The 12,575-nt window shown below is 67.8% G+C and carries 10 protein-coding genes; 6 read left to right on the top strand and 4 right to left on the bottom strand.

The features are described from left to right. Positions 1-25: 25 nt before the first annotated feature. Genes AC07TY_RS03485 through sufB form a run of 3 tightly spaced genes read right to left on the bottom strand, consistent with a single transcriptional unit; the run spans position 26 to position 3,168 of the window. On the bottom strand, positions 26-373 hold the full coding sequence (locus AC07TY_RS03485; RefSeq protein WP_123504542.1) for a Rieske 2Fe-2S domain-containing protein: 348 nt from the start codon (positions 371-373) through the stop codon (positions 26-28). Beyond that, entirely contained in the window at positions 373-1,749 is a 1,377-nt protein-coding gene (sufD, locus tag AC07TY_RS03480; protein WP_488626240.1) for a Fe-S cluster assembly protein SufD, read from the bottom strand. The genes AC07TY_RS03485 and sufD overlap by 1 nt, the downstream gene beginning before the upstream one ends. Then, positions 1,750-3,168: a Fe-S cluster assembly protein SufB gene (gene sufB, locus AC07TY_RS03475; RefSeq protein ID WP_123504544.1), complete on the bottom strand. Its 1,419-nt coding sequence runs from the start codon at positions 3,166-3,168 to the stop codon at positions 1,750-1,752. A 233-nt stretch (positions 3,169-3,401) separates the two neighbouring features. Between sufB and AC07TY_RS03470 the strand changes: the two genes are divergently transcribed. Then, a complete protein-coding gene (locus AC07TY_RS03470; RefSeq protein ID WP_494784333.1) occupies positions 3,402-4,367 on the top strand; it encodes a COX15/CtaA family protein in 966 nt (321 codons plus the stop codon). A gap of 48 nt (positions 4,368-4,415) precedes the next feature. Here AC07TY_RS03470 and AC07TY_RS03465 read toward each other — a convergent pair whose 3' ends face one another. Beyond that, on the bottom strand, positions 4,416-5,348 hold the full coding sequence (locus AC07TY_RS03465) for a heme o synthase (protein ID WP_123504545.1): 933 nt from the start codon (positions 5,346-5,348) through the stop codon (positions 4,416-4,418). 407 nt (positions 5,349-5,755) lie between these two features. Here AC07TY_RS03465 and tkt point away from each other — a divergent pair, with 407 nt between their 5' ends. From tkt to pgl, 5 genes are all read left to right on the top strand, one after another. Then, positions 5,756-7,858 (top strand): transketolase, encoded by a 2,103-nt coding sequence (gene tkt / locus AC07TY_RS03460; RefSeq protein WP_123504546.1) that lies wholly within the window; start codon positions 5,756-5,758, stop codon positions 7,856-7,858. A 32-nt stretch (positions 7,859-7,890) separates the two neighbouring features. Beyond that, positions 7,891-9,018: a transaldolase gene (gene tal, locus AC07TY_RS03455; RefSeq protein WP_123504547.1), complete on the top strand. Its 1,128-nt coding sequence runs from the start codon at positions 7,891-7,893 to the stop codon at positions 9,016-9,018. 153 nt (positions 9,019-9,171) lie between these two features. Continuing rightward, entirely contained in the window at positions 9,172-10,716 is a 1,545-nt protein-coding gene (gene zwf / locus AC07TY_RS03450; protein ID WP_123504548.1) for a glucose-6-phosphate dehydrogenase, read from the top strand. Continuing rightward, positions 10,713-11,663 (top strand): glucose-6-phosphate dehydrogenase assembly protein OpcA, encoded by a 951-nt coding sequence (locus AC07TY_RS03445; RefSeq protein ID WP_494784332.1) that lies wholly within the window; start codon positions 10,713-10,715, stop codon positions 11,661-11,663. The genes zwf and AC07TY_RS03445 overlap by 4 nt, the downstream gene beginning before the upstream one ends. A gap of 2 nt (positions 11,664-11,665) precedes the next feature. After that, a complete protein-coding gene (gene pgl, locus AC07TY_RS03440) occupies positions 11,666-12,436 on the top strand; it encodes a 6-phosphogluconolactonase (RefSeq protein WP_494784331.1) in 771 nt (256 codons plus the stop codon). Positions 12,437-12,575: the final 139 nt, after the last annotated feature.

Genomic DNA, 12,575 nt, shown 5'->3' with positions numbered 1-12,575 from the left:
AAGCGGGGAAGAAGATCGGAGGGCGTCAGGCTGCTGGCGGAGCCGACGCGGGGGTGACGTCGACGTAGACCTGGCCGTCCACGACCGAGACGGGGAAGACCGGAACCGGCTCGTAGGCCGGAAGCGTCAGCGGCTTGCCCGAGGTGAGCTCGAACTTCGAGCCGTGGGCCCAGCACTCGAGGGTGTCGTCTTCGACGAAGCCCTCCGACAGCGAGATGTCGCCGTGGGTGCAGGTGTCGCCGAGTGCGTGCAGCTGGCCCGCCGAGTCGCGGACGACCGCGACAGCCACGCCGTCGACGACGACGCGGAGCGCCTCGGAGACGCTGACATCGGCCTCGGAGCAGACGGGCTGCCCCTGCGCTGTCGGGGCCATCAGTGCGTTCCCCCGGGAGAGGTGCCCTCGCCGGTCACCCCGGCGGCGACGTCGGGCTCGCTCGTCACGTGGTCGGTTCCGACGGCGACTGCGGCTCCGGGCTGGGAGTCGACGTAGGGAGCACGCGCCTTCCGGCCCGGCGCACCGGCGGCGTTGGCCTCGGCTCGTGCCTGGGCGCCGTCGGCGAGCTCGGCTTCGAGAGCCGCGATGAGGCGCTCCTCGAGGGCGGGTTCGCCGATGTGCTGGACGATCTCGCTGAGGAACCCGAGCACGACGATGCGTCGCGCCTCCTCCTCGGGGATCCCGCGGGACTCCAGGTAGAAGAGGTGCTCATCGTCGAAGCGGCCGGTGGCGGAGGCGTGCCCTGCCCCGAGGATGTCGCCCGTCTCGATCTCGAGGTTCGGGATCGAGTCGGCGCGAGTGCCCTCGGAGAGCACGAGGTTGCGGTTCTGCTCGTAGCTGTCGGTGCCCGGTGCGGTCCGGCCGATCAGCACGTCGCCGATCCAGACCGTCCGCGCGCCCTCGCCCTGGAGAGCGCCCTTGTAGTTGACGCGGCTCTTCGTGCTGGGTGCGTCGTGGTTGACGTAGACCTGCTGCTCGAGGTGCTGACCGGCATCGGCGAAGTAGACCCCGTTGAGGTCGGCGTCGGCGCCCTGAGCGGCGAGGTGCGCCGAGGGATTGACGCGCACGATGCTGCCGCCGAGGGTCACCACGAAGTGCTTGAGCTGCGCGTCGCGACCGATCCTGGCGAGGTGACTCGCGAGGTGGATGCCGCCGTCGTTCCACTCCTGAACGGTGACCACCGTGAGGTGCGCCCCTTCGTCGACGATGATCTCGACGTTCTCGACGAGCTGAGCGTCACCCGAGTTCTGGAGAATCACGAGACCGGACGAGTTGGGCGTCGCATGGATCACGGTGTGGCCGGCCCGGGGCGCCGCGTCGAGACCGGAGCGGCCGATCGTGATGGAGGAGGGCTCGTCGCCCGAGACCGTGACGAGCAGGACGTTCTCGACGCTCGACCAGGCGTTCGCAGAGGCGCGATCCTCGGGTGTTCCGGCGGTGCCGACGAGCTCGTGCTGGGGTGAGACCCACTCGACCGTCGCGCCGGGAGTCTCACGCGCGAGATACGCGTAGGGCGAGCCGTCGAGAGGGCCGTCGATCAGCGGACGGAGGGCCGGGACCGGGCTGAGCTTCCAGTCGACCTCGCGACCCGTGACCGCGGGGAACGCGGCGGGATCGGTCGACGAGAAGCGCTCGGAGCGGGTCTGGACGGGGATCGCCCGGTTCGCCCAGTCGCCGTCGCTGTGGGCGACGGCGCCGTGCTGAGCGGGGGCATCGATGACCGGAGCCTCGGTTGGTGCGGGAGTTGCAGACATCTAGCCGACGGATCCTTCCATGCTCATCTCGATGAGCTTGTTCAATTCGAGTGCGTACTCCATCGGGAGCTCGCGGGCGATCGGCTCGATGAAGCCGCGGACGATCATCGCCATGGCCTCGTCTTCCGCCATCCCGCGCGACATCAGGTAGAAGAGCTGCTCCTCGCTGACGCGCGAGACCGTGGCCTCGTGACCGAGCTGGACGTCGTCGACGCGGATGTCGATCGCCGGGTAGGTGTCGGACCGCGAGATCGTGTCGACGAGCAGAGCGTCGCAGCGCACGGTGTTCGCGGAGTGGTGCGCTCCCTCGTCGACGCGGACCTCGCCACGGTAGCCGGCGCGGCCGCCGCCGCGGGCGATCGACTTCGAGACGATCGACGACGTGGTGTACGGGGCCATGTGGATCATCTTGGCGCCGGCATCCTGGTGCTGGCCGGGACCGGCGAAGGCGACGGAGAGCGTCTCGCCCTTCGCGTGCTCGCCGGCGAGGTAGATCGACGGGTACTTCATCGTCACCTTGGAGCCGATGTTGCCGTCGATCCACTCCATCGTCGCGCCTTCGTGCGCGATCGCGCGCTTGGTGACGAGGTTGTAGACGTTGTTCGACCAGTTCTGGATCGTCGTGTAGCGCACGCGGGCGTTCTTCTTCACGATGATCTCGACGACGGCCGAGTGCAGCGAGTCGCTCTTGTAGATCGGAGCGGTGCAGCCCTCGATGTAGTGGACGTAGGAGTCCTCGTCGGCGATGATCAGCGTGCGCTCGAACTGGCCCATGTTCTCCGTGTTGATGCGGAAGTAGGCCTGGAGCGGGATCTCGACGCGGACGCCCTTGGGCACGTAGACGAACGAGCCGCCCGACCAGACCGCCGTGTTCAATGCAGCGAACTTGTTGTCGCCGGCCGGGATGACCGTGCCGAAGTACTCCTGGAAGATGTCGGGGTGCTCGCGGAGGGCCGTGTCGGTGTCCATGAAGATGACGCCCTGGGCCTCGAGGTCCTCGCGGATCTGGTGGTAGACGACCTCGGACTCGTACTGAGCGGCGACGCCGGCGACGAGGCGGTTGCGCTCTGCCTCGGGGATGCCGAGCTTCTCGTAGGTGGCCTTGATGTCGTCGGGAAGCTCTTCCCAGCTGGTCGCCTGCTTCTCGGTGGAGCGGACGAAGTATTTGATGTTGTCGAAGTCGATGCCCGAGAGGTCGGCGCCCCAGGTCGGCATGGGCTTGCGCTCGAACAGGGTGAGGCCCTTGAGACGGTTCTTGAGCATCCACTCGGGCTCGCTCTTGAGGTTCGAGATGTCGGTGACGACCTCGGGGTTCACGCCGCGGCGCGCCGAGGCGCCTGCTGCGTCGGAGTCGGCCCAGCCGAACTCGTATTGGCCGAGGCCTTCGAGCTCGGGGCGGTCAATCAACACGTCTGACATTCGTACCTCTTCCTTTGCCGACTCGAACCTGTACGTCCGTTGCGGCATTCCCGTTGCTGGGTGACCCCACGGCAGCAGCCGCGGGGATGGGTTCAGGCTCGCACCCAGATCAGCCTCAATAGAATTGACTTCGTCTTGATCTGCGGTCTGCGTCGACTCACCGAAACGGGTGTCTTCCTGAACTCATCGATTCTACAGGTCGAGACTCCAAAAGGAACGAAGGGCAGCAATCCGTGACCAACGCTCAGGCTGGGCCTGCGGGCATCCTCGCCCGTCTCCTCGACTATCTCCCCGCGACGATCGACCGCCGTGTCCGTGTCATCGCCCGGGCGTCGCTCGCCTGCCAGCTGCTGCTCGTCGGGACCGGCGGCCTCGTCCGACTCACGGGGTCGGGCCTCGGCTGCCCCACCTGGCCGCAGTGCAGCGCCGGATCGTTCGTGACGACGCCCGAGATGGGCTTGCACGGCGTCATCGAGTTCGGTAACCGGCTGCTCACGTTCGTGCTGGTGATCGTCGTCATCGCCGCGTTCCTGGCCGTGTTCCGCATGCGACGAGTCCGTCGCGACCTGTTCTGGCTGACGTTCATCCAGGGCATGAGCATTCCGTTCCAGGCCGTCCTCGGCGGCATCAGCGTGCTTGCCAAGCTCAACCCGTACGTCGTCGGCTCGCACTTCATCGTCTCGATGGTCCTGGTCCGCATCACCGCGACGCTCGTCTACCGCGTCTACAACGGACCACGCGGTGACTCCCCCGCCACTCCCCGCTGGTACGCCGCCGTCACGCGCGTCGCGGCCGTCTTCGTCGCGATCACCGTCGTGCTGGGCATCCTGACGACCGGCGCGGGTCCACACGCAGGAGACGCGAACACGCACCGCAACGGCTTCGACCCGAAGACGATCGAGGTGCTCCACGCCGTCCCTGCCTTCGCCGTGTTCGCGCTGACCCTCGTGCTCGTCGCCGGCGCCTTCCGGCTCGGGCTCCAGCACCGCTTCGTGCTGATGCTCCTCGGCGTCGAGGTCGCTCAGATCATCGTCGGCCTCATGCAGGCCAACACCGGCCTGCCGGCGTTCCTCGTGGGTGCGCACCTCGTGCTGGCGGGGCTGCTCGTCGCCGCCATGACGGCGGTGACGCACACGCTCGAGAACGACGCCGATCTCGCCAAGCCGGTGCCGGAGGCGGCCGTCAGTGCGACGGCCTAGGCGGTTCCTGCGACTGGCCCACATGGGTGGAAGCCAGATGGGTGGAAGCTAGAAGGGCAGGAGCGGGTCGATGCCGACCGCGATGAAGAGCAGCGTCAAGTACGTGATCGAGGCGTGGAAGACCTTCATCGGCTTGACCTCGGCCACCTCGGTGATGGCACGGCCGTAGAGGCGGTGGCCCTCGACGATGAACCAGATGCCGCTCGCGACGGCCACGACGGTGTAGACGACACCCATGTGCGCGACGGGGATGAGCAGCACGGAGCACACGACGGTCGCCCAGGCGTACAGGATCACCTGGAGGCCGACGTGGGCGCGGCCGCGGACCACGGCGAGCATCGGCACGCCGACGGACGCGTAGTCGTCGCGGTAGCGCATCGACAGCGGCCAGTAGTGCGGCGGAGTCCAGAGGAAGATCACCATGAAGAGGATCACGGGCGCCCAGGACAGCGAGTTCGTGACGGCCGCCCAGCCGATGAGCACCGGCATGCAGCCGGCGATGCCGCCCCAGACGATGTTCTGCGGGGTGCGGCGCTTGAGCCAGAGCGTGTAGACGAAGACGTAGAAGAGGATCGCGGCGAGCGACAGGGCGGCCGCCAGGATGTTGACCGTCAGCGCGAGCCAGGCGATGGAGGCGATGCCCATAGCGTACGAGAAGACGAGGGCCTCGCGGTCGGTGACGTCGCCGGTCACGAGGGCGCGGTCTTTGGTGCGCTTCATGACCCGGTCGATGTCGCGGTCGATGTAGCAGTTGAACGCGGAGGCCGAGCCGGCGCTGAGGGCGCCGCCGACGAGGGTCGCGACGACGAGCCAGACCGGGGGCACGCCGCCCTGGGCCAGGAACATGGTCGGGATGGTCGTGACGAGCAGGAGCTCCATGACGCGCGGCTTGGTCAGGGAGATGTAGCCCCTGACCTTGCGGGCGACACCGACGGGCTCCTTCTTGGCGGAGCCGGCGGGGGTGTCGATTGCTGCAGTCATCGGTCCTCAAACGTTGTGCGACTCGCCCGGAGGCGGCGCCGAGGCGAACCCGGCGCATGCGTCGTCGCAAGCGAGTCTGTGGCCTCGTGAAGTCTAATCGATGAATGTCTGCGCTCAGCGCGAATCGATGCGTCACGAGCGGGCGAAGGGCGCCATGACCTCTCTATACTTGGGGTGCTTGCCAGTTGCAGGGCCCAGGGCGCCGATCACACAGTCCGTGTCGATGTCGTTCCTAGAGGTATGCCCGGCAGCAGGCCCGGAGGGCTCGTATGCAACAAGTGCGTCCCGGGGTCGAGTCGATGAAGCCTCGGCGAGCATGTCAGTGTCTTCGACAGACACGGTGCGGGATCGACAACCCGCCCAATCCTGCAACAAGACAATCTCGCATCAAGAAGGGTCATCTTCAAGTGGCAGATCTGCAATGGGAATCCATTGACAACAAGGCAGTGAACACTGTCCGCGTTCTCGCGGCCGACGCGGTGGAGAAGGTGGGCAACGGCCACCCCGGCACGGCCATGAGCCTCGCTCCTGCCGCCTACCTCCTCTTCCAGAAGGTCATGCACCGCGACCCCAGCGACAGCACCTGGATCGGTCGCGACCGCTTCATCCTGTCCGTCGGCCACTCGTCGCTGACGCAGTACATCCAGTTCTACCTCGGCGGCTACGGCCTCGAGCTCGAAGACCTGGAGCAGCTCCGCACGTGGGGCTCGAAGACCCCGGGTCACCCCGAGTACGGCCACACCGACGGAATCGAGATCACCACCGGCCCCCTGGGCCAGGGTCTCGCCAGCTCCGTCGGCTTCGCCTACGCGGCCCGCTTCGAGCGCGGCCTGTTCGACCCGGAGGCCCCCGCCGGCACCAGCCCCTTCGACCACTTCGTCTACGTGATCGCCGGCGACGGCGACATGCAGGAGGGCGTGACCAGCGAGGCCGCCTCGCTCGCCGGCCACCAGCAGCTCGGCAACCTGATCGCGATCTACGACTCGAACCAGATCTCGATCGAGGACGACACGAACATCGCCTTCACCGAGGACGTCCACAAGCGCTTCGAGGCCTACGACTGGCACGTCCAGGTCGTCGACTGGAAGAAGACCGGCGAGTACGTCGAAGACGTCGCCGAGCTGAACGACGCCATCGAGCGCGCCCAGGGCGTCACCGACAAGCCGTCGCTGATCATCCTCAAGACCATCATCGCGTGGCCGTCGCCCACCAAGCAGGGCTCCGGCAAGTCGCACGGCTCCGCTCTCGGCGCCGAAGAGATCGCCGGCCTCAAGCGCTTCCTCGAGTTCGACCCGGAGAAGTCGTTCGACGTCGACCCCGAGGTCCTGTCGCACACCCGCAAGGCCGTCGAGCGCGGCCAAGCCCAGCACGCCGAGTGGAACACCAGGCTCGACGAGTGGGCTGCGGCGAACCCCGACAAGAAGGCCCTCCTCGACCGCATGCTCGCGGGCGAGCTGCCCGATGGCCTCGAGGCGGCGCTGCCCGTCTTCGAGCCCGGCAAAGAGGTCTCGACCCGCGCCGCCTCCGGCAAGGTCATCAACGCCATCGCCGGCGTCGTCCCCGAGTTCTGGGGCGGCTCGGCCGACCTCGCCGAGTCGAACCTCACCACGATCTCGAGCGCGCAGTCGTTCGTGCCGTCGGAGTGGTCGACCCACGAGTGGACGGGCAACCCCTACGGCCGCGTCCTCCACTTCGGCATCCGCGAGCACGCCATGGGCTCGATCCTCAACGGCATCGCGCTGCACGGCAACACGCGCCCCTTCGGCGGAACGTTCCTGATCTTCTCCGACTACATGCGCCCGGCAGTCCGACTCGCCGCCCTCATGAAGTCGCCGGTCACCTACGTCTGGACCCACGACTCCGTCGCTCTCGGCGAGGACGGCCCGACGCACCAGCCGGTCGAGCAGCTCGCTGCCCTGCGCGCGATCCCGGGCCTCGACATGGTGCGCCCCGCCGACGCCAACGAGACCGCCTACGCCTGGCTGACGATCCTGCAGCGCTTCTCCGGCCCCGCCGGCCTCGCGCTCAGCCGCCAGAACCTCCCCGTCTTCGAGCGCGGCGACGGCGACGCCGTCGGCGAGACCTTCGCCTCGGCGAAGAACGTCGCCAAGGGCGCCTACGTCCTGGCCGAGGCCCCGGGCGGAACCCCCGACGTGATCCTCATCGCTACCGGATCCGAGGTCCAGATCGCTGTCGACGCCCGCGAGGCGCTTCGCGGCGAGGGCATCAACGCCCGAGTCGTCTCGGCCCCGAGCCTCGAGTGGTTCGACGAGCAGTCGGACGAGTACAAGGAGTCCGTGCTCCCGTCGTCGATCAAGGCGCGCGTCTCGATCGAGGCCGCCATCGCCATGCCGTGGCGCGGCATCGTCGGCGACGCCGGCCGCTCCGTGTCGATCGAGCACTTCGGCGCCTCGGCCGACTACAAGACCCTCTACAAGAAGTTCGGCATGACGACCGAGGCCGCGGTCGCCGCTGCCAAGGACTCGCTGAACTCGCTGGCCGCCCTGTAACGGGCGACGAGCCAGACGAAGGAAGAAGAAAAATGACTGACACCCAGACCACCGCCACCACCCCCACCGCCGAGCTGTCAGCTGCGGGCGTGAGCATCTGGCTCGACGACCTGTCGCGCGAGCGCATCAAGTCCGAGGGCCTGCAGAAGCTGATCGCCGAGCGCAACGTCGTCGGCGTGACCACGAACCCGACGATCTTCGCATCGGCTCTCGCCAAGGGCGAGGCCTACGACGAGCAGGTCGCCGAGCTGGCCAAGGCCGGCACCGGCGTCACCGACGCGGTGTTCGAGATCACGACGGACGACGTCGCGGATGCCTGCAACGTCTTCAAGCCGATCTACGACTCGACCGCCGGCTTCGACGGCCGCGTCTCGATCGAGGTCGAGCCGGGGCTCGCTCACGACGCCGCCGGCACGATCAGCCAGGCCAAGCAGCTCTACGCGAAGGTCGACAAAGAGAACGTCCTCATCAAGATTCCGGCGACCATCGAGGGTCTCGAGGCCATCACCGCCGTCATCGCCGAGGGCATCAGCGTCAACGTCACGCTGATCTTCTCGCTCGAGCGCTACCGTGCCGTGATCCAGGCCTACCTGGCCGGTCTCGAGCAGGCCAAGGCCGCCGGCAAGGACCTCTCGAAGATCCACTCGGTCGCCTCCTTCTTCGTGTCGCGCGTCGACACCGAGATCGACAAGCGCCTCGAGGCCGTCGGCACCGACGAGGCCAAGGCACTCAAGGGCAAGGCGGGCGTCGCGAATGCCCAGCTCGCCTACGAGGTCTACGAGCAGGCCTTCGCCACCGAGCGCGCCACGGGTCTCCTGGCCGCCGGCGCCAACAAGCAGCGTCCGCTCTGGGCCTCGACCGGCGTGAAGGACCCTGCGGTTCTCGACACCACGTACGTGGTCGAGCTCGTCGCCGCCGACGTCGTCAACACCATGCCGGAGAAGACCCTCGAGGCCACCTTCGACCACGGGGTCATCGCCGGCGACACCATCACGGGCTCCTACGCCGCCGCCAACGAGGTCATGGACGCCATCGCGGCCCAGGGCATCTCGTACGACGACGTCGTCGGGGTGCTCGAGTCGGAGGGCGTCGACAAGTTCATCGTCTCCTGGAACGAGCTGCTCGACACGGTCACGGCCGCTCTCGAGGCTGCCAAGTAGCAGTGATCCAAGCGATCAGCATCAGCGCAACCCGCTGACAACGAGGCGGGCGCGGGGTCATCCCCGCGCCCGCCTTCTTGCCGCCCGGGCCCTGCTGCACGTCGGGGCGGCGCGCACGTCACAGCACTACGAGGCAAGGACAACGATTCGACAATGGCACCGGTGGAAATCACGCCGGAGTTCAACCCTCTGAGGTTGCCCTCCGACCGCCGACTCAACCGCATAGCCGGTCCGAGCGGCCTCATCATCTTCGGCGTGACAGGCGATCTGTCACGCAAGAAGCTGATGCCGGCCGTGTACGACCTGGCCAATCGCGGCCTCCTCCCCCCGGGCTTCGCTCTCGTCGGCTTCGCCCGGCGCGAGTGGGAGGACCAGGATTTCGAGCAGGTCGTCTACGAGGCGGTCAAGCAGCACGCTCGCACCCCCTTCGACGAAGACGTCTGGCGTCAGCTCAAAGAGGGGATCCGGTTCGTCCAGGGCTCCTTCGACGACGCGAGCGCCTTCGCCGAGCTCAAGCAGACCATCGACGAGCTCGACACCGAGCGCGGCACGATGGGCAATCACGCGTTCTACCTGTCCATCCCTCCGAAGGCGTTCCCGCTCGTGACCGAGCAGCTCCGCAACTCCGGCCTGGCCGACGACACGGCGGACGGCGCCTGGCGCCGCGTGGTCATCGAGAAGCCGTTCGGTTCCGACCTGACGACAGCGCGCGAGCTCAACGCCGTCGTCGAGACCGTCTTTGAACCCGACTCGGTGTTCCGCATCGACCACTATCTCGGCAAGGAGACCGTCCAGAACCTCCTGACGCTGCGCTTCGCCAACCAGATGTACGAGCCGCTGTGGAACAGCAACTACGTCGACCACGTGCAGATCACCATGGCCGAGGACATCGGCGTGGCCGGCCGGGCCGGCTACTACGACGGCATCGGCGCGGCGCGCGACGTCATTCAGAACCACCTGCTCCAGCTCCTCGCCCTCACGGCGATGGAAGAGCCCGTGAGCTTCGGCGCGAAGGATCTCCGGGCCGAGAAGGAGAAGGTCCTCTCCGCCGTCCGCATCCCCGAAGACCTCTCGAAGGGCACCGCTCGCGGGCAGTACTCCGGTGGCTGGCAGGGCGGCGAGAAGGTGCTCGGCTTCCTGGAGGAGGGCGGCATGAACCCCGACTCCGTCACGGAGACCTTCGCGGCGATCAAGCTCGAGATCGCGACGCGTCGCTGGTCGGGAGTCCCGTTCTACCTCCGTGCCGGCAAGCGCCTCGGCCGCCGGGTCACGGAGATCGCGGTCGTCTTCAAGCGCGTCCCCGAGAACGTCTTCGGTCTGGGTGACGGTGCCGAGCTCGGCCAGAACGCCCTCGTCATCCGCGTGCAGCCCGACGAGGGCGTCACGCTCCGCTTCGGCTCCAAGGTCCCCGGCATCGGCACCCAGGTGCGCGACGTCACGATGGACTTCGGCTACGGCCACGCCTTCACCGAAGCGAGTCCCGAGGCCTACGAGCGTTTGATCCTCGACGTCCTCCTCGGCGACCCGCCGCTGTTCCCCCGTCACGAAGAGGTGGAGCTCTCGTGGAAGATCCTCGACCCGATCGAGGAGTTCTGGGCGACGCAGGGCCAGCCCGATCAGTACCGACCCGGCACGTGGGGCCCCGCCTCCGCCGATGAGCTCATGGCCCGTGACGGCCGAACCTGGAGGCGTCCGTGATCGTCGATCTTCCCGACAGCACCATCAGCCACATCTCGAAGGCCCTCGTCAAGATCCGCGAGGAGGGCGGCGTGGTCGCCCTGGGTCGCGTGCTCACGCTGGTCATCTCCACGAGCCTCGGGCACGAGGAGGAGGCCATCGAGGCCGCCAACGAGGCGTCGCGCGAGCACCCGATGCGCGTCATCGTGATCTCGACCGAAGACGACGGCGCCGACGGCTCCGAGGCCCGCCTCGACGCCCAGATCCGTGTGGGCGGCGACGCCGGCGCGAGCGAGGTCATCCTGCTCCGCGCGTACGGAGACATCGCGGCCGACGAGGAGGGGCTGGTCACGGGCCTGCTCCTGCCCGACGCTCCGGTCGTCGCCTGGTGGCCGGGCAAGGCGCCCGCCGTCGTCTCGGAGTCGCCTCTGGGCAGGATCGCGCAGCGCCGCATCACCGACGCCGCCGCGCAGAGCAACCCCCTCCGGTCGATCGTCGACCTGGCGTCGACGTACGAACCGGGCGACACCGACTTCGCGTGGACCCGCCTCACCCTCTGGCGCACGCAGCTCGCCGCGGCTCTCGACCAGCCGCCGTACGAGCCCGTGACCGCTGTCGAGGTGTCCGGAGCAGCCGACTCCCCGTCCACGCTTCTGCTCGCGGCCTGGCTCCGCCTGCAGCTGCAGGTCCCGGTAGATCACTCGCTCACGACCCGGGCGACCGGCTCGAGCGGCATCCACGGCGTCAAGCTGATCCGTGAATCGGGCCCTATCGAGCTCGAGCGGTCGATCGTGAACGTCGCCACGCTGTCGCAGCCGGGGCAGCCCGTGCACGACCTGTCGCTGCCACGCCGGTCCCTGCGCGACTGCCTGGCCGAGGAACTCCGTAGACTCGACCCAGACTCCCTGTTCGGGAATGTCGTGAAGACCGGCGTGAAGCAATTGCGCGACGACCAAGAAAGCAACTGAGTGTGACGAATGAACGCCGGGTGCTCGTTCACCCTGACAAGCAGAGCCTCGGCGCATCCGTCGCGGCCCGCTTCATCACCAAGATCATCGATGTCATCGAGGAGCAGGACTACGCCTCCGTCGTCCTGAGCGGCGGTTCGGTCAGCACCCTCGTGCTCGCAGCGATCAACCGGTCTGAGGCGCGCGACAGCGTCGACTGGTCGAAGGTGTCCTTCTGGTGGTCTGACGAGCGCTGGGTCGAGGCTGACAGCGCCGACCGCAACGACAAGCAGAACGGCATCGATCTGCTCGACCACATCGGCGTTCCCGCCGAGAACGTGCACCGCTTCGCCGCAGTGGGCGAGCTCGCCTCTGTCGACGAGGCCGCGGCCGCGTACGTGGCCGAGCTCAAGGAGTTCGCGCAGGGTGACGACGAGTCGCCCCGCTTCGACATCACACTGCTCGGCGTCGGGCCCGATGGTCACGTCGCGTCGCTGTTCCCGGACAAGCCGCAGATCAGTGCGACCGAGCCGACTGTCCTCACGATCGACGACTCCCCCAAGCCGCCGCCCGTCCGCCTCTCGCTCAGTCTCCCGGCGATCAACAACTCCCAACGCGTGTGGATGATCCTCGCGGGCGCTGAGAAGGCCGCGTCGCTCGGGCTCGCCCTCGCGGGTGCCGGCGCCGACCAGGTGCCGGTGGCGGGCGTCAAGGGCCGCAAGCGCACCGTGTTCTTCGTCGACAAAGACGCTGCCGCTGAAGTACCCGAGCAGCTCATCGCCTCGACGTACTAGTCGCGGCATCTCGAAGCGCGCACGCCCCTCAGGGTGTGCGCGCTTCGTCGTTCGTGCCGGGCGACTCAGAGGGGCGCAGGAACTGGCAGAGGCCCCCGAACATGACGTTCGGGGGCCTCTGCCAGTTCGTGCGGAAAGC

Source organism: Frondihabitans sp. GW821-FHT04F02, from assembly GCF_059420045.1.
This window is presented reverse-complemented; position numbering and strand designations above follow the sequence as displayed.

Bases quoted from the DNA above. Each gene is read 5' to 3' on its own strand.
- AC07TY_RS03485 (WP_123504542.1), bottom strand. From the start codon at position 373: ATGGCCCCGACAGCGCAGGGGCAGCCCGTCTGCTCCGAGGCCGATGTC.
- sufD (WP_488626240.1), bottom strand. From the start codon at position 1,749: ATGTCTGCAACTCCCGCACCAACCGAGGCTCCGGTCATCGATGCCCCC.
- sufB (WP_123504544.1), bottom strand. From the start codon at position 3,168: ATGTCAGACGTGTTGATTGACCGCCCCGAGCTCGAAGGCCTCGGCCAA.
- AC07TY_RS03465 (WP_123504545.1), bottom strand. From the start codon at position 5,348: ATGACTGCAGCAATCGACACCCCCGCCGGCTCCGCCAAGAAGGAGCCC.
- tal (WP_123504547.1), top strand. From the start codon at position 7,891: ATGACTGACACCCAGACCACCGCCACCACCCCCACCGCCGAGCTGTCA.
- zwf (WP_123504548.1), top strand. From the start codon at position 9,172: ATGGCACCGGTGGAAATCACGCCGGAGTTCAACCCTCTGAGGTTGCCC.